19 protein-coding genes are annotated in these 19337 nt (G+C 69.0%); 9 read left to right on the forward strand and 10 right to left on the reverse strand.

Annotated elements, in window-relative coordinates:
* The first annotated feature begins 7 nt into the window (after positions 1-7).
* Genes P2PM1_RS15340 through P2PM1_RS15350 form a run of 3 tightly spaced genes read left to right on the forward strand, consistent with a single transcriptional unit; the run spans position 8 to position 3161 of the window.
* Entirely contained in the window at positions 8-1399 is a 1392-nt protein-coding gene (locus P2PM1_RS15340; RefSeq protein ID WP_186399638.1) for an enoyl-CoA hydratase-related protein, read from the forward strand.
* Positions 1396-2190, forward strand: a complete 795-nt coding sequence (locus P2PM1_RS15345) for an enoyl-CoA hydratase/isomerase family protein (RefSeq protein ID WP_186399639.1) — start codon at positions 1396-1398, stop codon at positions 2188-2190. The genes P2PM1_RS15340 and P2PM1_RS15345 overlap by 4 nt, the downstream gene beginning before the upstream one ends.
* A gap of 32 nt (positions 2191-2222) precedes the next feature.
* Positions 2223-3161, forward strand: a complete 939-nt coding sequence (locus P2PM1_RS15350) for a nitronate monooxygenase family protein (protein WP_186399640.1) — start codon at positions 2223-2225, stop codon at positions 3159-3161.
* 22 nt (positions 3162-3183) lie between these two features.
* On the opposite strand, the gene P2PM1_RS15355 is transcribed toward P2PM1_RS15350, so the two are convergent.
* The 4 genes from P2PM1_RS15355 to P2PM1_RS15370 all read right to left on the reverse strand — a co-directional run bounded on the left by P2PM1_RS15355 (position 3184) and on the right by P2PM1_RS15370 (position 5234).
* A complete protein-coding gene (locus tag P2PM1_RS15355) occupies positions 3184-3474 on the reverse strand; it encodes a type II toxin-antitoxin system RelE/ParE family toxin (protein ID WP_186399641.1) in 291 nt (96 codons plus the stop codon).
* On the reverse strand, positions 3471-3725 hold the full coding sequence (locus P2PM1_RS15360; RefSeq protein WP_186399642.1) for a type II toxin-antitoxin system ParD family antitoxin: 255 nt from the start codon (positions 3723-3725) through the stop codon (positions 3471-3473). Before P2PM1_RS15360 ends, P2PM1_RS15355 begins: the two co-directional genes overlap by 4 nt.
* Positions 3726-3800: 75 nt before the next feature.
* Positions 3801-4256: a translation initiation factor 2 gene (locus P2PM1_RS15365; protein ID WP_186399643.1), complete on the reverse strand. Its 456-nt coding sequence runs from the start codon at positions 4254-4256 to the stop codon at positions 3801-3803.
* A gap of 78 nt (positions 4257-4334) precedes the next feature.
* Positions 4335-5234, reverse strand: coding sequence for a LysR family transcriptional regulator (locus P2PM1_RS15370; RefSeq protein ID WP_186399644.1), 900 nt, complete (start codon positions 5232-5234; stop codon positions 4335-4337).
* A gap of 127 nt (positions 5235-5361) precedes the next feature.
* Here P2PM1_RS15370 and P2PM1_RS15375 point away from each other — a divergent pair, with 127 nt between their 5' ends.
* Genes P2PM1_RS15375 through P2PM1_RS15385 form a run of 3 tightly spaced genes read left to right on the forward strand, consistent with a single transcriptional unit; the run spans position 5362 to position 7704 of the window.
* The gene (locus tag P2PM1_RS15375) at positions 5362-6294 is read left to right on the forward strand and encodes a VOC family protein (protein WP_186399645.1); all 933 of its coding nucleotides are present in this window, start codon (positions 5362-5364) and stop codon (positions 6292-6294) included.
* A 38-nt stretch (positions 6295-6332) separates the two neighbouring features.
* The gene (locus P2PM1_RS15380; protein WP_186399646.1) at positions 6333-6950 is read left to right on the forward strand and encodes an alpha/beta hydrolase; all 618 of its coding nucleotides are present in this window, start codon (positions 6333-6335) and stop codon (positions 6948-6950) included.
* 25 nt (positions 6951-6975) lie between these two features.
* A complete protein-coding gene (locus P2PM1_RS15385; RefSeq protein ID WP_186399647.1) occupies positions 6976-7704 on the forward strand; it encodes a pirin-like bicupin family protein in 729 nt (242 codons plus the stop codon).
* Here P2PM1_RS15385 and P2PM1_RS15390 read toward each other — a convergent pair.
* Entirely contained in the window at positions 7685-8635 is a 951-nt protein-coding gene (locus tag P2PM1_RS15390) for a LysR substrate-binding domain-containing protein (RefSeq protein ID WP_186386748.1), read from the reverse strand. The genes P2PM1_RS15385 and P2PM1_RS15390 overlap by 20 nt on opposite strands.
* Positions 8636-8954: 319 nt before the next feature.
* On the opposite strand from P2PM1_RS15390, the gene katG reads away from it, so the two are divergent.
* From katG to P2PM1_RS15405, 3 genes are all read left to right on the forward strand, one after another.
* On the forward strand, positions 8955-11159 hold the full coding sequence (gene katG / locus P2PM1_RS15395; protein WP_186399648.1) for a catalase/peroxidase HPI: 2205 nt from the start codon (positions 8955-8957) through the stop codon (positions 11157-11159).
* A gap of 312 nt (positions 11160-11471) precedes the next feature.
* Positions 11472-12395: a dihydrodipicolinate synthase family protein gene (locus tag P2PM1_RS15400; RefSeq protein ID WP_186399649.1), complete on the forward strand. Its 924-nt coding sequence runs from the start codon at positions 11472-11474 to the stop codon at positions 12393-12395.
* Entirely contained in the window at positions 12395-13171 is a 777-nt protein-coding gene (locus tag P2PM1_RS15405) for an SDR family oxidoreductase (protein WP_186399650.1), read from the forward strand. Before P2PM1_RS15400 ends, P2PM1_RS15405 begins: the two co-directional genes overlap by 1 nt.
* A gap of 37 nt (positions 13172-13208) precedes the next feature.
* Here the strand turns inward: P2PM1_RS15405 and P2PM1_RS15410 are convergent, their stop codons facing one another.
* The 5 genes from P2PM1_RS15410 to P2PM1_RS15430 form a co-directional block, all read right to left on the reverse strand.
* On the reverse strand, positions 13209-13970 hold the full coding sequence (locus tag P2PM1_RS15410) for an enoyl-CoA hydratase/isomerase family protein (protein WP_186399651.1): 762 nt from the start codon (positions 13968-13970) through the stop codon (positions 13209-13211).
* Entirely contained in the window at positions 13967-15298 is a 1332-nt protein-coding gene (locus P2PM1_RS15415; protein WP_186399652.1) for a phenylacetate--CoA ligase family protein, read from the reverse strand. Before P2PM1_RS15415 ends, P2PM1_RS15410 begins: the two co-directional genes overlap by 4 nt.
* Positions 15295-15972, reverse strand: coding sequence for a TetR/AcrR family transcriptional regulator (locus P2PM1_RS15420; protein ID WP_186386742.1), 678 nt, complete (start codon positions 15970-15972; stop codon positions 15295-15297). Before P2PM1_RS15420 ends, P2PM1_RS15415 begins: the two co-directional genes overlap by 4 nt.
* Before the next feature lie 1351 nt (positions 15973-17323).
* Entirely contained in the window at positions 17324-18658 is a 1335-nt protein-coding gene (locus P2PM1_RS15425; protein ID WP_186399653.1) for an SDR family oxidoreductase, read from the reverse strand.
* 3 nt (positions 18659-18661) lie between these two features.
* Positions 18662-19129, reverse strand: a complete 468-nt coding sequence (locus P2PM1_RS15430) for a DUF2269 domain-containing protein (RefSeq protein ID WP_186390157.1) — start codon at positions 19127-19129, stop codon at positions 18662-18664.
* Positions 19130-19337 lie beyond the last annotated feature (208 nt).

Below are 19337 nucleotides of genomic sequence, written 5' to 3' on the forward strand. Positions count from 1 at the left end.
GCGTCCCATGCTGACACACGAGATCGACGATGGCGGCATCGCCCTGCTGACCATCGACATGCCCGGCCGCTCGATGAACGTGATCGACTGGGCCTTCACGCAGGCCCTGCGCGAGGAGATCGCCCGGCTCGCCGCCGACCCGGCGGTCACCGGCATCATCGTCGCGTCCGGCAAGGAGAGCTTCATCGCCGGTGCCGATCTTGCGATCATGAACGGCATGACCGGTCCGGGCACCTCTCCGGCCACCGCGTCGGAGCGCATCCGCGCCATGACCGACGCCTTCCGCGCGCTGGAAACCTGCGGCAAGCCGGTCGTCGCAGCGGCCAGCGGCACCGCGCTCGGCGGCGGGCTGGAACTGATGCTCGCCTGCCATTACCGGATCGCCGCGCGCAATCCCAAGGCGGTCTTCGGCCTGCCCGAGGTCACGCTCGGCATCCTGCCGGGCGCCGGCGGCACGCAGCGCCTGCCCCGCGTCATCGGCATCGAGGCCGCCCTCCCCCTGTTGCTGGAGGGCCGCCGCCTGTCCGCTGACGAGGCGCTGTCGCTCGGTATTCTCGACGAGCTGGCCGAGCCGGACGATCTGATTGCCGCAGCCAGGCGCGCGCTGACGGAAGGCCGTGTCCCGGCGACTGCACCTTGGGACGCCAAGGGTTTCGCTCCGCCCGGTCCGGCCGTCACGTCCGAGGCCGCGTCCAACATCTTCCTCTTTGCCAATGCCAAGGTCCGCGCGCGCGGCCACCGCAACTATCCGGCGCTGGAGGCGATCCTCTCCTGCGTCTACGAGGGACTGCGGCTGCCCATCGACAAGGCGCTGAAGGTTGAGCGCCAGTATTTCGGCCATCTCGTCCATGGCGATGTCGCGCAGGCGATGATCCGCACCCAGTTCTTCGCCCGCCAGGTGCTGGCCCGCGAGGGCCGGGCGCGGGCGGGCAAGGACGGGCCGCTCGCCAACGCCTGCCGAAACGCGCTCGACGCCGAGGCGCTGCGCATGCAGGCTGAGGGCATGAGTCCCGCCTTCATCCGAAACGCCGCCGAGGGTGTCGGCCTCTCCACGCTGCCCGCCTTGCCGACCGACGCGCCCCTTGCGGCCACCGACGACAAGAGCGCGCGCGCGGCCCTGCGCCCCGCCGGCCTGCGGCTACTGCGCGCGATGGCGCTTGCCGCTGCCGCAACGTTTGAGCGCGGCGATGTCGCCTCGGCCGCTGAGGCCGACGTCCATGCCATCGACGCGGCGGGGTTCCCCGTGTGGACCGGCGGGCCGCTCAGCCTGATCGACACGCAAGGCGCGGCCGGGTTCGTCGCCGCCTGCCGTGCCGACAAGCTGGAGATCCCGGTCGGCCTTGCCGCCATGGCCCGCGACGGCGGACGGTTCCACGCACCCAAGGAGGCCGTCGCATGAGCGAGGATCTGGTGCTCACCGAGATCGATGCCGCAACCGGCATCGCCACCCTCACGATCAACCGGCCGAAGGTGCTGAACGCGCTCGACGTACCGACCGCCCGCGCTTTCCTGCAGGCCGTGCGCAAGGTCACCGCAACCAAGGGCGTGCGCTGCATCGTTCTTTCCGGCAGCGGCCGCGCCTTCATGGCCGGCGGCGATGTCGCGGCCTTCGGCACCGACCCGGACCGCGCCGCCGAGGTCGTCCACGACCTGCTCGACGCGCTGCACCCCGCCCTCACCGCCCTGCGCGAGTCCCCCGCCCCGGTGATCGCCAAGGTGCAGGGCGTCGCCGCCGGTGCCGGCTTCAGCCTGGTGCTCGGCGCCGACCTGGTGATCGCCGAGGCCGGTGCACGCTTCGTCGTCGCCTATGACCGCATCGGCACCTCGCCGGACTGCGGCGGCACCTGGGCGCTGCCGCGCAAGGTCGGCCGGGCGAAGGCGATGGAACTGCTGCTGCTCGGCGAGACCTTGAGCGCGGAGGAAGCCCGCGCGGCGGGCATCGTCAACACGGTGGTGCCGGCGGAAGAGCTCGACGCCGAGACCCTTGCCCTTGCAAAGCGGGTCGCCAGCGGCCCGACGCAGGCGCAGGGCGCGGTTCGCGCGCTCATTGATGGAGCGCTTGACCGCCCCTTCGCCGCCCATCTGGAGGCGGAGCGCGCCTCCTTCATCCGCATGACCGGGACCCGCGACTTCCGCGAGGGCGTCTCGGCCTTCCTCGAAAAGCGCCAGCCACAGTTTCGCGGCGAGTAACCGGCACGCCCGGCAGACCGGAGGGTTCCCGCATGACCATGCCGAACGCATTCGATGGCCGCCTCAAGGTTCCGGCGATCGCCTCGCCGATGTTCCTCGCCTCCGGCCCGAACCTTGTCGTCGCCACCTGCCGCGCCGGTGTGATCGGCACCTTCCCGGCGCTCAACCAGCGCACGACGGAGGGCTATGGCGAGTGGCTGAGCGAAATCGAGGATCGCCTCTCCGGCCATGCCGATGCCGCACCCTACGGCGTCAACCTGATCGTCCACCGCAGCAACACGCGGCTGGAGGCGGATCTGGCGATGACCGTCGCGCGCAAGGTGCCGCTGGTCATCACCTCGCTCGGCGCCAATCCGGATGTCGTCTCCGCCGTCCAGTCCTATGGTGGCCTCGTCTTCCATGACGTCATCAACCCGCGCCACGCCCGCAAGGCGGCCGAGGCCGGCGTCGACGGCATCATCGCGGTCTGCGCCGGCGCCGGCGGCCATGCCGGCGCGATGAGCCCCTTCGCGCTGGTCTCGGAAATCCGTGCCTTCTACGACGGCGCCATCGTCCTCGCCGGCGCCATCAACACCGGCGCGCAGATCGCCGCCGCCCGCGCCATGGGCGCGGACCTCGCCTATCTCGGCACCCGCTTCCTCGCCACCGAGGAAGCGATGATCGTTAACGATTACAAGCAGATGATCCTGGATGCGACCGCCGCCGACATCCTCTACACACCGGCGATCAGCGGGGTGAACGCCAACTTCCTGCGCCCGAGCATCGAGCGCGCCGGCCTCGACCCGGACAACCTGCAGCACGCGGGCACGCTCGACATGGGCAGCGAGGCGAAGGTCTGGAAGAACATCTGGTCCGCCGGCCAGGGCACGGGAACCATCACCGACCTGCCGCCCGCCGCCGAGCTGTGCGAACGCCTGCGAGCCGAATACCGCGCCGCCTGCGCCGCCCTCGCCTCGGACCCTTACGCCTGAGGCAGGCGGCGGGCTGGATTGGCTAACCGCCGTCAGTCCAGTCCTCATGTCCATGACGAATACGCACGACGAGAATATCACCGTCCTCGTCCGTCACATAAACGACCAGATGCGCCTTGAACGGGTGAATGCGCACGGGAGGCGAGATTTCGCTACGTTCACGCGCCATCTGCGGGTTCTCGGCAAGAAGCTCCAGAACGGCCGCCAGATCGCGGTGATAGGCCTCGGCATGCGCCTCGCCGAACAGTCGCACACCTTCCAGATAAACCTGGATGATGTCCTCGGCAGCTCTGGCGGAAAGCCGCCAGATCACGGCCGTCCGCCCTCCTTCGCCGCCCGCGCACGCGCAGCTTCCAGAATGGCGTCCATGCTCAAATCGCTCACGCCGCTCGCCAGACCTTCGTCGACGAGGCGCTGCATGGCGGCGACCCTGTCGTTTCGCTCCTGATCCCTGCGGATGAGGTCGCGCACGTAATCGCTGGCGTTGGCGTATCGCCCGCTGCGGGCCCGGTCTTCGACCCAGGCCTTCATCTGCTCGGGAAGGGAAACATTCATCGTCACCATGTCGGCCTCCTGTGCCGACATCATACGATATTTGGCAAGCTTTGCCAAAAAATGGATCCCAGTGTCCCTTGCCCCTTATGAAACGGGGACGGCCTTGGGTTCCGTCACCGGCGGCTCGGGCTTGGTGATGTTGGTGCTCTCGCCCTCGGCATCGACCGGAACCAGCGTGATGGTCACCGGGTTAGGGTCATGGTCGAGCGTTGCGCCCGACACCGCATCGACGCCAACGCCGACCACGCCGCCCAGCAGGATGTTGCCCGCGAGGCCGGCAGCCCCTCTGCCACTCACCTTCGTGTCGACGAAGACCTGCCCCGGTTTGTAGCCGTCCTTTGTTGCATGGACGGTGAGAGTTTTCTTCCGACCGACCTCGACCTTGCAGGGCGACTGATTGCAGGAATGGCCGAGCGTCGTGGTGACCTGCGCGTCGGCCGGCTCCACGTTGATGACGACCTCTTCCGAGGTGCCTCGAACGACGGACGCACAGCCCGTCACGAGAATCGCGCAGGCGATCACGGAAGTGATTGATTTCATTATCGCCCCCAAAAAAATACAGAGCGCGCATGAAACACAGGGAGGAGGGATGAGTCGACAAAAATGTCAGGATCGCGCCTAGAGCGGGCGGGTCTGCGTGACATAGGCCTCGAAGAAATCGGAGAACCGCGCGACCCGCATCGGCAGGCGCTCGTACGGGGGATAATAGAGCGTCAGCCAGATCTCCGGCGCCTCCCAGTCGGGCAGCACCTGCGCGAGCCGGCCCTGCGCCAGCCCCTCCTCGACGATGAACAGCGGCAGCAGGGCGATGCCCTCGCCGTTTTCCGCAAGCCGCGCCAGCAGGTCGCCATTGTTGCCGGCAATCGTTGTACCGGCCCGCACCCGGCGCGTGCGCCCGTCGCGGCGCAAGTCCCAGGTCTCGGCCTGCGAGCGCTCGTCATAGGCAAGGCAGGCATGGGCCGAAAGGTCCTCCGGCGTCTGCGGCGCGCCGCGCAGCGCCAGATAGGCGGGCGAGGCAACCATCACCCGGCGCACGCGGCAGATCTTGCGCCAGATCGTCGACTTGTCGCGCGGCGCCTCGGAAATGCGGATCGCCAGGTCGACATCGCCGGCGACAATATCGATGAAGCGGTCGGTGAGCCCGATCGACAGCGACACCCGGGGATACTGGCTGCGGAACCCGGCGACGACATCCGGCAGCACCTGCTGTCCGAGCGACATCGGGGCGTTGATACGGATCGTGCCGGCCACATCGCCCTGCTGCTCCTGCAGGTCCTCGGTCGTGCGGCGGAACGCCTCCAGCAGCGGCGCGATGCGGGCGGCATAGACCGCGCCGGCCGAGGTCAGCGACACCTGCCGGGTGGTGCGCAACAGCAGTTGCACCCCGAGTTCTTCTTCCAGCGCGCTCACCGCGCGCGTCACCGTCGGTGCCGTCATCGAGAGCTGCCGGGCGGCGGCGACGAAGCTCCGCTGCTCGGCGACCGCCAGGAACACGCGAATATGGTCGAGATCGATCATGCAGCGATTATTGCATGAATTGAAATGATATCCGAGGAATTGCTTCCATTCTCAAAGCATCCCGCCCGCCCCATCTTTGCAGCAGCGGCGAAGGCCGCAGCCACGGTTCGGGAAAGGGAGCAGTGCCATGCTGACGCAGATCAAGGGCCTCCATCACGTCACGTCGATGGCGGGAAACGCTCAGGAAAACAACGACTTCTTCACCCATACCCTCGGCCTGCGGCGGGTCAAGAAGACGGTCAACTTCGACGCCCCGGAGGTCTACCACCTCTATTATGGCGACGAAACCGGCACGCCCGGTTCGGTCATGACCTACTTCCCCTTCCCGGATATCGTGCAGGGTCGCCCCGGCGCCGACGAGGTCGGAAACACCTATTTCGCGGTGCCCGAAGGCTCCCTGCCCTACTGGAAAGAGCGCCTTGCGGGGCTCGGCGTCGGCGGTCTTGAGGAGGATAACCCCTTCGGCGAGGCACGCCTGCGCTTCCAGGGACCGGACGGCGACGGCTTCTCGCTGGTCGAGACGACGGGCGACGAGCGCCTCGGCTGGAGCGCCGGCGGTGTCAGTTCGGCCGAGGCGATCCAGGGCTTCCGCGGCGCGGCCTTCCGCCTGCGGGATAGCGGGGGGACAGCCGAGCTGCTCCGCTTCATGAACTACCGCGAGGTGGAGCGCAGCGGCACCTGGACCCGCTTCGCGATCGAGGGTGGAAACGGCGCCGATGTCATTGATATCGAAGAGGTTTCCTCGGCCGCTCCCGCCCGCCAGGGGGCCGGCTCGGTGCACCATATCGCCTTCGCGGTGGAGAACCGGGCGGCCCAGTTGGAGGTGCGCAAGGCGTTGATGGACACGGGCTATCAGGTCACGCCGGTGATCGACCGGGACTATTTCTGGGCGATCTACTTCCGCAGCCCCGGCGGCATTCTGTTCGAGGTGGCGACCAACGAGCCCGGCTTCGACCGGGACGAGGATACCGCCCATCTCGGCGAGGCCCTGAAGCTGCCGACCCGCTACGAGCAGTTCCGCGCGCAGATCGAGGACATCCTGACCCCGATCCGGGACTAACTCGGCTCCTTCCCTCCGGCCACAAGGGACTCACCGTCATGATCACGGACACCTATCACGCCCTGACCACGCAGCCGGCGCCCGGCGCGCCGCTGGTCTTTGCCTTCCACGGCACCGGCGGTGACGAGCATCAGTTCGCCCGCTTCGTCGAGGAGGCCCTGCCCGGCGCCGGCCTCGTTGCCCCGCGCGGCGATGTCTCGGAGCACGGCGCGCTGCGCTTCTTCCGCCGCACCGGCGAAGGCGTCTACGACATGGACGACCTCGCCCGGCGCACGCAGGCGATGGCCGGCTTCGTCGAGGCGCACCGCAAGGCCCATCCGGGCCGCCCGGTCTACGGCTTCGGCTATTCCAACGGCGCCAACATCCTGGCCTCCGTCGCCTTCCTGCGCCCGGAACTGTTCGACCGGATCGCGCTCCTGCATCCGCTGATCCCGTTCGAGCCAGCGACCCAGCCCGGCCTTGCCGGGCGAAAGGTGCTGATTTCCGCCGGCAAGCGGGACCCGATCTGCCCGCCGGCCGCGACCAGCGCACTGATCGACTGGTTCACGGCGCAGGGCGCAGACGTGACGCTCACCGCCCATGAGGGCGGGCACGAGTTGCGACAGACCGAAATCGACGCGCTGGTCGGCTTTCTGAAGGAGCCGCCGGACGCATGACGACGCATGACAAGGAGACGGAGCGATGGTGCTGATCCATGAGAACATGAGCCGCGGCCGCACCCAGAGCGGCTGGCTCGACGCCTGGCATACCTTCTCCTTCGGCGGTTTCCGCGATCCCGCCCGCATGGGCTACGCCGCCCTGCGGGTGCTCAACGAGGACCGCGTCGTCCCCGGCGCCGGCTTTTCCGAGCACGGCCATGCGGACATGGACATTCTCACCATGGTCCTGTCGGGCCGGCTGCGCCACACCGACACGCTGGGCAACGAGGCGGAGATTGCCGCCGGCGAACTCCAACTGATGTCGGCGGGACGCGGCATCCGCCATGCGGAGATGAACGCCTCCGGCAGCGAACCCGCCCATGTCCTGCAGATCTGGCTGATCCCGGACACCACCGGCGGCGCGCCGACCTATCAGCAGGTGAAGCTGCCGGCCCCGGAGACGGTGCGGGACTGGACGCTGCTGGCCAGCGGCAAGGACGGCGAGGCGCCGTTGCGGCTCCTGTCCGACACGCGCGTCTCGATTGCCGCGCCGCTGGCGGGAGACGCCACCGCGCTTCCCCTCGCCGATGGGCGGCGGCTCTTCGTCCATCTGGTCGAAGGCATCGCCACGGTCGAGGGCGAGCGTCTCGTCGCCGGCGACGGGTTGCAGGTCGGCGAGGAGGAGATCGGCGATCTCCTCTGGCAGACGGACGGCCGCGCCCTGCTCTTCGACATGAGCGCGCGCCACGGCGTCAGCCGGGTTGCGGGCTGACGGCACCGCCCGGTCCGGCGCTCGCGTCGGATCGGGCGCGCATCTCCTGCGCGGTCTGGCGCACCGCATCGGCGATCTGCTCCAGTTGCCGGGCGAGCGGGCTCGCCTTGCGCCAGATCATGCCGATGGTGCGCGAGGGCTGCGGCTCGTCGAAACGCGAGACGGAGACGGCGGCCGAGCGGGTTTCCACCGGCAGCGCCATTTCCGGGATCAAGGTCACGCCGATGCCGGCGCTGACCATCTGCACCAGCGTCGACAGCGAACTGCCATCCATCAGCTCTCGCGGCTGCGCCGGCCCCATGTTGCAGAAGGACAGCGCCTGCTCGCGGAAACAGTGCCCCTCCTCCAGCAGCAGCAGGCGCATCTCGCGCAAGGCTTCGCGATTCGGCACCGGCTTGCCTTCGTCCTCCGTCGGCCGGACCAGCACGAAACTCTCTGAAAACAGAGCCACTTCGCTGAGCGCCGGTTCGGAGACCGGCAGCGCGACGATGGCCGTGTCGAGCCGCCCCTCGGCGAGTTCCTGCACCAGGCGCGAGGTCACCGTCTCGCGCACATGGATGTCGAGCCCCTCGTTGGCGCGGGTCAGCCGGGCGATCACCGCCGGCAGCAGATAGGGCGCGATCGTCGGAATGATGCCGATGCGCAGGCGCCCGGCCAGCCGGTCGCGCGAGGCGCGCGCAAGGTCGCCGAGCTCGTCGACCGCCTGCAGGATGTCATTGGCCCGCCGCGCGAATTCCTCGCCGAACGCCGTCAGGCGAACCTGCCGGGCGGTGCGCTCGAACAGCTCCGTGCCGAGCGTCTCCTCCAGATCGCGGATCTGCACGGAGAGCGCCGGCTGCGAGATCGAGCAGGCTTCCGCCGCCCGGCCGAAATGGCCGTACTCGGCCAGCGCCCGGAAGTAGCGAAGCTGCTTGAGGGTGAGGTTTCTCATAATTAAAAACTATCGCGGCAATCAAAAAATACAACTTAAATTAATCATCCGACTGAGGCATAGTGAGCCTGCGAGGATGAGAAGCGACGACCTCGGCGCCCCGCTGGCGCAACGGTTTCCCCACGCACGCCGCGGCGTGCTTCGGAGGCCGGAAGGATCGTCGCCCCTCCCGGCAGTCAATGCTTCGGGACAGTCTCGAGAGGGAGAGTGCATGGCAGCGACACGAGGTCGCCATGCGGGTCACAGGGCGGGTCTCCGCCCCGTGCGCCATGATTTTCTCCTTCTCAGGCAGTCATTTACAACCTGACGAGTGAGAGACATGGACAGACCCGATTTCGACACCGCCGGCAAATGCCCGGTCGTTCACAACACCAGCCGGGCCCGGCAGAACTGGTGGCCCAACCAGCTCAACATCCGCGTCCTGCACCAGAACTCTTCCCTGTCCAACCCGATGGGCAAGGACTTCAACTATGCGGAAGAGTTCAAGAAACTCGATCTGGCCGCCGTCAAGGCCGACCTGACCGCGCTGATGACCGATAGCCAGGCCTGGTGGCCGGCGGACTGGGGCCATTACGGCCCGCTGTTCATCCGCATGGCCTGGCACAGCGCCGGCACCTACCGCACCTTCGACGGTCGCGGCGGCGGCGGCAACGGCCAGCAGCGTTTCGCCCCGCTGAACAGTTGGCCGGACAACGTCAACCTCGACAAGGCCCGTCGCCTGCTGTGGCCGGTCAAGCAGAAATACGGCGACAAGCTGTCCTGGGCCGACCTGATGATCCTGGCCGGCAATGTCGCGCTGGAGAGCATGGGTTTCAAGACCTTCGGCTTTGCCGGCGGCCGCGCCGACACCTGGGAGCCCGAGGAGCATGTCTACTGGGGCGCCGAGACCGAGTGGCTGGCCACCAGCGACAAGGCGAACAGCCGCTATTCCGGCGAGCGCGAGCTGGAAAATCCGCTGGCGGCGGTGCAGATGGGCCTGATCTACGTCAACCCGGAAGGCCCGGACGGCAATCCGGACCCGGTCGCCTCCGGCCGCGACATCCGCGAGACCTTCGCCCGCATGGCCATGAACGATGAGGAAACCGTCGCCCTGGTGGCCGGCGGCCACACGTTCGGCAAGTGCCACGGCGCGGGCGATGCCGCGCTGCTGGGCGCCGAGCCGGAGGGCGCGGGCCTTGAGGACATGGGCCTCGGCTGGACCAGCCGCTTTGCCTCGGGCCTGGCCGGCGACACGATTTCCAGCGGCATCGAGGGCGCCTGGAAGCCGAATCCGACGACCTGGGACATGGGCTATCTGAAGGTCCTGTTCAAATACGAGTGGGAACTGGTCAAGAGCCCGGCCGGCGCCAAGATGTGGCTGGCCAAGGACGTCGACGACGAGGACATGATCGTCGACGCCCACGACCCGTCGAAGAGGCATCGCCCGATGATGACGACGGCCGACCTGGCGCTGCGCTTCGACCCGATCTACGAGCCGATCTCCCGCCGCTTCCTGGCAAACCCGGCCGAGTTCGCCGACACCTTCGCCCGCGCCTGGTTCAAGCTGACCCACCGCGACATGGGCCCGAAGTCGCGCTACCTCGGCCCGGAGGTCCCGTCCGAAGACCTGATCTGGCAGGATCCGGTCCCGGCCGTCGACCATCCGCTGGTGAACGATGCGGATGTCGCCGAGCTCAAGGCCAAGGTCCTCGCCTCCGGCCTGACCGTCTCCGAACTGGTCTCGACCGCCTGGGCTTCGGCATCGAGCTTCCGCGGATCGGACAAGCGCGGCGGCGCCAACGGCGCGCGCATCCGTCTTGCCCCGCAGAAGGACTGGGAAGTCAACCAGCCGGCGCAGCTCGCCAAGGTGCTGGCGAAGCTGGAGGAGATCCGCTCCGCCTTCAACGCGGCCCAGTCCGGCGGCAAGAAGATCTCGCTTGCCGACCTGATCGTGCTGGCCGGCGGTGCCGCCGTCGAGAAGGCCGCCAAGGACGCCGGTCTCGATGTGACCGTGCCCTTCGCGCCGGGTCGCACCGACGCGAGCGCCGAGCAGACGGATGCGGAGTCCTTCGACGTGCTGGAGCCCAGCGCCGACGGCTTCCGCAACTATGTCTCGGCCAATCCGGTGCTGTCGCCCGAAGCGCTCTTGATCGACCGGGCCGAGCTGCTGACCCTGACCGCGCCGGAAATGACCGTGCTGATCGGCGGCCTGCGCGTGCTCGGCGCCAACCATGGCGGGTCGACCCACGGCGTCTTCACCGAGCGTCCGGGCACCCTCACCAACGACTTCTTCGTCAACCTGCTCGACATGGGGACAAAGTGGAAGCCGGTGTCGGATAAGCAGGACGTGTTCGAGGGCTCCGACCGGGCCACCGGCAAGGCGAAGTGGACCGGCACCCGCGTGGATCTGGTGTTCGGCTCGAACTCGCAATTGCGGGCGCTGTCGGAGGTTTACGGCCAGAACGACGCCAAGGAGAAGTTCGCCCGCGACTTCGTCGCCGCCTGGACCAAGGTGATGAACGCGGACCGCTTCGACCTGCGCTAAAGGCATGCTGTGCCCGCCGGCAGCCGGGGTTCTCCCCGCCCGCCGGCGCAGGCGACACGAGAGGCGCGGCGGACCCTCCGCCGCGCCTTTTTGTTTGGCAGCAGAGGCTTGCCGGCAATTGACTCCTGCCGCCCGCGGCCTACCATTCACGTCCCCGAGACGGGATGGGCGCGGAACTCCCCGCCGGCCCGCATGCCTCTCCACGCCCCTCGCGGATTTTGAGAAATTTTGCGCGGAATTTTGCAAAATTCCGTCTCGAAATCGCTGATTTTCGAGACTCCCGTCTCAATTCACCTCATGCGGAAGGACACCATGGCCCGACTGGACGAAAGTGCCCGCGGCGTCTACCTGATCGCCGTCACCCCCTTCACCGAGACCGGCGCGCTCGACCTCGAGGGCTGCGACCGGATGGTCGACTTCTACCTGGAGGCGGGCGCCACCGGGCTGACCCTCTTAGGGGTGATGGGCGAGGCGCCGAAGCTGACGACCGACGAGTCCGCCGCCGTGGTGGGCCGGGTGTTGAAACGCATTAACGGGCGGGTGCCGATCGTCGTCGGCGTGTCGTCGCCGGGCTTCGCCCAGATGCAGGCGCTGACGGGGCGCGTGATGGACGACGGCGCCGCCGGCGTGATGATCGCCCCGCCGGGCAGCCTTCGCACCGATGACCAGATCGCCGGCTACTACGAGCAGGCGGCCGAGATGATCGGAGATGTCCCCTTCGTGCTGCAGGACTTCCCGCTGACCACCGGCGTGCAGATGTCCGTGCCGGTGATCGCCCGCATCATCCGAGATATCCCCAGTTGCGTCTGCCTGAAGCACGAGGACTGGCCCGGCCTTGCCAAGATCACGGCGCTGCGCAAGGAGGGGGCGACCGCCCGCCGGGTGTCGATCCTGTGCGGCAATGGCGGCGTGTTCCTGCCCGAGGAGATGGAGCGCGGCGCCGACGGCGCGATGACCGGCTTCGCCTACCCCGAGATGATGACCGGCGTCGTCGAGAACCACGCCAGGGGCGACATGGAGCGGGCCCGCGACCTGTTCGACGCCTATCTGCCGCTCGCCCGCTTCGAACAGCAGCCGGGCCTCGGCCTTGCCATCCGCAAATACGTCCTTTACCGGCGCGGTGTGCTCGCCACCCCCGCCCTGCGCAAGCCGGGCGCCGCTCTCGATCCGCTGTCGCGGGCCGAGGTCGACCGGCTGATGGCCCGTCTCGACAAACGCCTGAAGGAGCTCAACTGATGGATCTCGGCCTGACGGGCAAGCGCGCCCTCGTCCTTGGCGCCAGCCGCGGCCTCGGCCGGGCCATCGCCGAAACGCTGGCGCGCGAGGGCGTCCGCGTCATCGCCGCCGCCCGCAACGAACCGGCAATCGCCGAATGGGCCGCAGCAACGCCCGATTGCGACGTGACCCCGCTGCGGATCGACCTTGCCGACATCGCCTCGATCGACGGCACGCTGGAGGCGATCCTGGCCGATGGCGGGGTCGACATCCTGATCAACAATGCCGGCGGCCCGCCCCCCGGAACGGCGCTGGCCGCAGACCATGCCGCCTGGACCGCCAATTTCTCGGCGATGGCGGCAAGCCTCTTCCACATCACCTCGAAGCTGGTGCCAGCGATGCGCGAGCGCGGCTTCGGCCGGGTGATCACCATCGGCTCGTCCGGCGTCGAGCAGCCGATCCCCAACCTTGCCATGTCGAACGGCATCCGCGCGGCGGTGCTGGCCTGGTCGAAGACGCTGGCGAGCGAGGTCGCGGGCGACGGCGTCACCGTCAACATGGTGGTGCCGGGCCGCATCCACACCGCCCGCGTCGACGAGCTGGACGCCGCCGCAGCCAAGCGCACCGGCAAGAGCGTCGAGGAGATCGCCAGGGCGTCCGCCGCCTCGATCCCGGCGGGACGCTACGGCCGGCCGCAGGAATTCGCCGACATGGTGGTGTTCCTCGCCTCCGAGCGCGCGTCCTATGTCACCGGCAGCCGCCTGCGCGTCGACGGCGGCGCGATCCGAAGCCTCTGACGGAACACGCCTTTTCGTATAACCCGCCGGGCCCCGCTCAAAAGGCGGTGATCCGGCGGGTGGTCTCCGGATCGAGGAAACCGGCGACCGTCGCCTCGGTCTCCAGATCGAGCGCGCGGTGAAGATCGCCGGCGGCGACCGCGTTGAGCACCCGCTTCATCGACCGCACGGCAAGCGGCGGCAGCTCGGCAAGCCGCCGGGCCAGCACCTCGGCTTCCGCCAGCAGCGCGTCGTCCGCCACCACCTTGTGGGCAAGGCCCATCGCGCCGAGCTCGGCCGCCGTGTAGCGCTCACCCAGAAACAGCATCTCGCGCGCCTTCATGAGGCCGACCAGCGCCGGCAGCAGCGCCGTCACCGCGCCGGTGACGAAGACGTTGAGCGAGACTTCCGGGAAGAAGGCCTTCGCCCCTTCGCCCCAGAGCGGAAAGTCGCAATTGATCGCCCATTCGAAACCGCCGCCCACAGCCCAGCCGTGGATCGCGCCGACCACCGGCTTCGGCCCGAAGGTAATGGCATGGGTCGCCCGCTGGATGGCGAGGACGAGATCGCGCGCGGCCTCCTCCGTCTCCGGGTGGACATGCGCGCGCCGGTCGTCGCCGGCGCAGAACGCCTTGCCGGTGCCGGTGAAAAGGATCGTCCGGGTAGCGGGATCGCGGTTGGCATCGTCGAAGGCGCGCGCCACATCGTCGACGAGCTGCCGGTTCATGGCGTTGAGGCTCGCCGGCCGGTTGAGGGCGATCGTGCGCACCCCGCCCTCGCTGAGCGTGCTCAGCACGGTCTCGTAAGCAAATTCGGTCATTGCCCCTCCCTGATGACGCGGCGCGTCTTGCCTTCGGTGCGCGGCAGGCTGCCGGCGGGCAGCAGCGTGACGCTGGCACTCGCCCCGAGCCGTGCCTTGATCTCGCCCGCCACCCGCATTGCGAGCTCCCCGCCCGCCACCCGGGCGGCAAGCTCCCCTGTCTCGGGCACGCCCTTCGCCAGTTCCGCCTCCACCGGCAGCGTGTCGTAGGGGGGCGGCGAGGCGAGGCGGATGCGGTATTCGCCCGACAGTTCGGCGAAGGAGTTGAGCACCGCCGCGACCATGGTCGGGAACATGTTGAGCCCGCGCACCACCACCATGTCGTCGGAGCGGCCGACGACGGAGAAGCGGAAGCCGGTGCGGCCGCAGGTACAGGGCGTGGTGGCGGCGACGCGGATGATGTCGCCGGTGCGAAAGCGCACCAAAGGCTGGCAGTCGCGCGCCAGGTGGGTGAGCACCAGTTCGCCGCTCTCGCCGGCCTCCAGGGCTTTCGGTGCGCCGCTGTCCGGGTCGATCAGCTCGGCATGCAGCACGTCGGCGGCCATGAAATGCAGATGCGTGTCGTGCTCGCATTCGGAGGCGAAATTGCAGAAGACGTCGGAAACGCCATAGTTGGAATTGCGCGGCTGCAGGCCCCAGGTCTCGGTCATGCGGGCGCGGAAGGCGGGATCGTCGACGCCGGGCTCGCCGCCGAACAGGCCGAGCCTGAGGCCGAGATCGCGCGGCAGCAGGCCGGGAAACTTCTGCGCGATCACCCGTTCCAGCACCGCCGGATAGGACGGGGTGCAGGAGATCGCCGTCACTCCGACCTCCAGGATCGTCCGCACCAGCAGTTCGGTCGAGCCGACGCCGAAGGGCACCACCGTCGCCCCCGCCTCCTCCAGCGTCAGATGGTCGGTCAGCCCGCCCATCCACATCTGGTAATTGAGACAGTGCACCACCGTGTCCTGCGGGCCGAGGCCGGCGGCGCGCTGGCAGCGGCCGCCGACTTCCTGGGTGATGCGGGCATCGCGCGCCGACAGGGCAAGGTTCATCGCCTGCCCGGTGGTGCCGGAGGTGCGGTGCAGCCGGTTGACCAGGGTGCGCGGGGCGGCGAGATAGTCGCCGAAGGGCGGATGGGCGGCCTGCGACAGGCGCAGTTGCGACTTGTCGGACAGCGGCAGCTCGGCAAGGTCGCGCAGCGAACAGGGCGGCACCGCGCCCTGCCACAGCGCCCGGTAGAACGGCGAATGCGCCATCACATGCGCCCGCTGCCGCGCCCAGGCGGCATCGATATGGGGCTGCAACTCGTGAAGCGGAACCCGGTCCGCCTGCGCAACGGTGCTCATATCGTCATCGCCCGTTTCCAGATGAGGGTGAGTGTGTCGACGACCGCCTCGTCGCGGCCCGAGATCGCGACGAGCGCGGGGTCCTGCGACAGGATGAGGCCGGAGAGATACTGGTCGACCATGCCGCCGAGCGCATAGGCGCGGCGTAGCAGCTCCTCGCGGTCGACCGCGCCGCCGCGCCCGAGGCGGGTGAGGCGGCGCTCGACCGCCGCCACCACGCTTTCCAGCCAGTCGCGGTTCAGCCGGTGAAAGGCCTCGCGCGCCTGCGGCAGCGTGTCGAGATGGTGGACGAGGCAGCGCATCAGGCCGCGATTGCCGCGAAACAGCGCGACATAGGCGCTGGTCGCCGCGCGCACCGGATCTTCCGGGTGGGCGGAGCCGGCAACCCGCATCGCCGCCTGCAGGAAGCCGACAAAGCCGACCAGCAACTCGTCGAGCAGCACGGTGCGGTCGGCGAAGTAGATGTAGAAGGTGCCGTTGGAGATGCCCGCCTCCTCGCAGACGGCGGAGACGGTGAACTCCTGCGGCCCCTGCCGGTCGAGCACGGCGCAGGCCGCCGCCTGGATCTGGGCGCGCGTGCGCTCGCCCTTGGGCCGCCCGGCGGCGCGCGCGGCGAGAGCCTGCGGATAGAACAGCACCTGATCCTCCCCCTGCCGGGGCGCGGCACGCGGCATCGCGGCGACCTCATAAATAAAAATGACATCAGTTTCATATTTCGCGGGTGGGCGAGAGTCAAACGGGATTTTGGGTGGGTCGCACCACCCAACGGCCGTCACACCGGGCAAGGCGCAGCCGCGACCCGGTGCCCATTGGCTGCCAGAGCGGCGGCGAGGACACCTCGGCGGGGAGCGTATCGGCGGGGAGCGCATGCCCGTTTTGCGCGCCCCCCGCGCGCAGGCCCCTCAGGCATCCTCCCGCACGAAGCGCCATTCGCGCGCAGACCCCTCCTTCGTCTTCCCGGACGGCGCGTAGCGCCGAGCCGGGATCGGAGAGCCAAGAACCTGTCGGGTACGCGCCCGGTGAAAACCCACAACCGCCGTGGCTCGCCGGTTCCGGATCTTCGGCCTTCGGCCTCGTCCGGAATGACGACGAGAGAGGCTGGAGCGTGCGGGAGGACGCGGGGGGCGTGCGTGGGGAAGTGCGTGGGTCATGCGGCAGGCTTGAGGCGGGACGGCGTCGCCCCCTTTCCGCTGTCACGCCTGCGCAGGCAGGCGTCCAGTATCCGCCGGGGCGGATGGTGGCACGCAGGCGGCAACCTCCAGCCTTCTGGCGGCGGCGCTGAGGCCTGAGCCGAACCGATCGGGGTTACTGGTTCCCGGTCTTCGGCTGCGCCGAAACCGGGATGACATCCTGCGTGTGGGGTTCCCGTCGGTGGGTCGGTTCCGCCTTGCGCACCGGCCCCTCCTTCGTCATTCCGGCCAAGCGAAGCGCGACCCGGTGCCCATTGGCTGCCAGAGCGGCGGCGAGGACACCTCGGCGGGGAGCGTATCGGCGGGGAGCGCATGCCCGTTTTGCGCGCCATCCCGCGCGCAGGCCCCTCCGGCGTCCTCCCGCACGAAGCGCCATTCGCGCGCAGGCCCCTCCTTCGTCTTCCCGGACGGCGCGTAGCGCCGAGCCGGGATCGGGGAGCCGAGAGCCTCACGAAGGCACTCCCGGACGAACCCACAACCGCCGTGGCTCGCCGGTTCCGGATCTTCGGCCTTCGGCCTCGTCCGGAATGACGACGAGAGAGGCTGGTGCGTGCGGGAGGACGCGGGGGGCGTGCGTGGGGAAGAGCGTGGGTCATGCGGCAGGCTTGAGGCGGGACGGCGTCGCCCCCCTTCCGCTGTCACGCCTGCGCAGGCAGGCGTCCAGTATCCGCCGGGGCGGATGGTGGCACGCAGGCGGCAACCTCCAGCCTTCTGGCGGCGGCGCTGAGGCCTGAGCCGAACCGATCGGGGTTACTGGTTCCCGGTCTTCGGCTGCGCCGAAACCGGGATGACATCCGAGAGGGAGGGGCTGCCCGCCCGCCCCGCGCCTACCGCGCTAGCGGTCTTCGAAGATCGCCAGCGCCACGAGCATCAACACGATGGCCGGGCCGGTCTTGACCAGCGCGCCGAGCGGCTCGATCCACATCTCCGGCGTGAGCACGGCCGCGCCCGCCATGTAGAAGAGCGACAGGGCGATGCCGGCAAGAAGCCCGGCGCGGCACCAGCGCCGGACCGCGATGGCGGCGCCGATGGCCATGTCGGCAAGGCTGGTGACCACGGTGATCGCTTTCGCCAGCAGCGGCGGGAAGGCATGCGCCGTCAGGATCGCCGCCGCCGCCTCGAAGGCCACCGTGAGCGCGATCAGCCCCGAGACGAACCAGAAGACGACGAGAATGCCGAGGATCGCCGGCTTGAGCATGTAGAGGCGGGCGAACCAGAGCTCCTGCACGCCGGCGGGATAACGGGCGAGCGCCGCCTCCAGCGAGCGCGGCTCAAGGCGTGTCGCCGCTACCCAAGAGCCGGGATCGCCGGCAACGCCGCGCCGCATCTCGGCAAGCGCCGTGCTGCGCACGGGCGGCGCCCAGCCGAGGCGGGCAGCAAGATCCCCCGCCCGCGCCCCCAGCGACAGGAGCGCGCGCGGCAGCCGCCAGCGCGGCGCCGGCCCGCCGATGCGGGCACGGAACGCGTCCACCACCTCGCCGACGGTGTGCGGGCGGCGCTCCATCACCTCCCAGGTCTCGCGCCAGTCGCGCCGCCCCTGCGCCCAGGCATCGGCGAGGAAAGCGACTGTGCGGGAAATGTCCGCGACATCCGTTGCGGCGAAGGGGCGGGAGGCCTCCTCCTGCGGCAGGCGCAGGGGCAGCGCGGCAAGGGCGCGGATCAGCGCGCTGCCGCCATAGGCAACGGGTGCGACGACGAAGCCGGGCCGCAGGATGGCGAAGGGAACGGTGCTGCCGGAAATCAGCCGCTCGGCCTCGCGCTTGGTGGCGGAAAAGGCGGTGCGGTCGCTCTCGGGCGCGCCTGGGATCGACAGATGCACCAGGAGCTGCGGCCGCGCGCCCTGCTGCCCCATCGCCGACAAAAGCCGCGAGACGAAGCCGCCATGCGCGTCGCTTGCCGTGCCCTTGCCCGGCATGTCCTGCAACACGCCGATGCAGTTGACGAGGATATCGACCTTGCGCCCGGCCAGCAGGCTGGCGAGGCCGCGCGCATCGAGATCGACCAGCGGCGCCTCGACGGCAGCGCCCCCGAGCGCGACCTTCTGTGCGCCGGTGAAGCGGCGGGCAAACGCGGCGACGGAGAAGCCCCGGCGCATGAGATCGAGCGCCACGGCCTGGCCGATCAGGCCGGAGGCGCCAAGAACGGCGATGCTGGGAGCGTCGGCGGCCATCGGTCAGAGCTCCGGTCTTGCGATCATCAGCCAGAGGATCGCCGCGACCGAGCCGAAGCCGGGAAAGCCGAAGACGAACCAGATGCGGAACAGGCGGTGATAGGCGGCGGGAAGCGGCGCGCCCTCAGTGGCGGCACCGCGCGCGAGATCGCGCATGCGCGCCTGGATCCACACCACCGGCAGCCAGAACGCGCCGGCGACGAGGTAAAGCCCCAGCGACAGGGCGATCCAGCCGTCGGTGAAGGCGTATCCGCTCTCGCGCATGAGCAGAGTGCCGGTGACCGGCTGCACCGCGACGGCGGTGGCGGTGAACAGCTTGTCGGCCAGCACGACCACCGCCGAGGTCTGCGCGATGAAGGCGGCGCTGCCGGAGCGATGCGCCATCAGCATGAAGAAGGCGATGCCGCTGCCCGTGCCGAGAATGACGATGGCGCCGAGGATGTGGAGATACTTGAGCAGCAGATAGGTCACGGCAGGCGGCCCCAAGAGGACGGGCTTTCGTCTTCGCATCCGCAGCAGGCGGGATCAAGCGGGGACGGACGACCTGCCCGCTCGCAAATCGCTGGCCGCATCGATCCCACGACCCTCGGCCTCGGCATTCCCGAAGCGGCGGAGCCGGCGGGCTGCAGCCATCACTAATAATCCTTGTTAGGAATTGTGAGGAATGCCATACTACCGG

The organism is Stappia sp. P2PMeth1, assembly GCF_900185735.1.
In the GTDB taxonomy this organism is placed as follows: domain Bacteria; phylum Pseudomonadota; class Alphaproteobacteria; order Rhizobiales; family Stappiaceae; genus Stappia.

Excerpts from the sequence above, each read along its gene's own strand:
- P2PM1_RS15340 (WP_186399638.1), top strand. The coding sequence starts at position 8 with ATGCTGACACACGAGATCGACGATGGCGGCATCGCCCTGCTGACCATC.
- P2PM1_RS15345 (WP_186399639.1), top strand. The coding sequence starts at position 1,396 with ATGAGCGAGGATCTGGTGCTCACCGAGATCGATGCCGCAACCGGCATC.
- P2PM1_RS15350 (WP_186399640.1), top strand. The coding sequence starts at position 2,223 with ATGACCATGCCGAACGCATTCGATGGCCGCCTCAAGGTTCCGGCGATC.
- P2PM1_RS15360 (WP_186399642.1), bottom strand. The coding sequence starts at position 3,725 with ATGGTGACGATGAATGTTTCCCTTCCCGAGCAGATGAAGGCCTGGGTC.
- P2PM1_RS15365 (WP_186399643.1), bottom strand. The coding sequence starts at position 4,256 with ATGAAATCAATCACTTCCGTGATCGCCTGCGCGATTCTCGTGACGGGC.
- P2PM1_RS15370 (WP_186399644.1), bottom strand. The coding sequence starts at position 5,234 with ATGATCGATCTCGACCATATTCGCGTGTTCCTGGCGGTCGCCGAGCAG.
- P2PM1_RS15375 (WP_186399645.1), top strand. The coding sequence starts at position 5,362 with ATGCTGACGCAGATCAAGGGCCTCCATCACGTCACGTCGATGGCGGGA.
- P2PM1_RS15380 (WP_186399646.1), top strand. The coding sequence starts at position 6,333 with ATGATCACGGACACCTATCACGCCCTGACCACGCAGCCGGCGCCCGGC.
- P2PM1_RS15385 (WP_186399647.1), top strand. The coding sequence starts at position 6,976 with ATGGTGCTGATCCATGAGAACATGAGCCGCGGCCGCACCCAGAGCGGC.
- P2PM1_RS15390 (WP_186386748.1), bottom strand. The coding sequence starts at position 8,635 with ATGAGAAACCTCACCCTCAAGCAGCTTCGCTACTTCCGGGCGCTGGCC.
- katG (WP_186399648.1), top strand. The coding sequence starts at position 8,955 with ATGGACAGACCCGATTTCGACACCGCCGGCAAATGCCCGGTCGTTCAC.
- P2PM1_RS15400 (WP_186399649.1), top strand. The coding sequence starts at position 11,472 with ATGGCCCGACTGGACGAAAGTGCCCGCGGCGTCTACCTGATCGCCGTC.
- P2PM1_RS15405 (WP_186399650.1), top strand. The coding sequence starts at position 12,395 with ATGGATCTCGGCCTGACGGGCAAGCGCGCCCTCGTCCTTGGCGCCAGC.
- P2PM1_RS15410 (WP_186399651.1), bottom strand. The coding sequence starts at position 13,970 with ATGACCGAATTTGCTTACGAGACCGTGCTGAGCACGCTCAGCGAGGGC.
- P2PM1_RS15415 (WP_186399652.1), bottom strand. The coding sequence starts at position 15,298 with ATGAGCACCGTTGCGCAGGCGGACCGGGTTCCGCTTCACGAGTTGCAG.
- P2PM1_RS15420 (WP_186386742.1), bottom strand. The coding sequence starts at position 15,972 with ATGCCGCGTGCCGCGCCCCGGCAGGGGGAGGATCAGGTGCTGTTCTAT.
- P2PM1_RS15425 (WP_186399653.1), bottom strand. The coding sequence starts at position 18,658 with ATGGCCGCCGACGCTCCCAGCATCGCCGTTCTTGGCGCCTCCGGCCTG.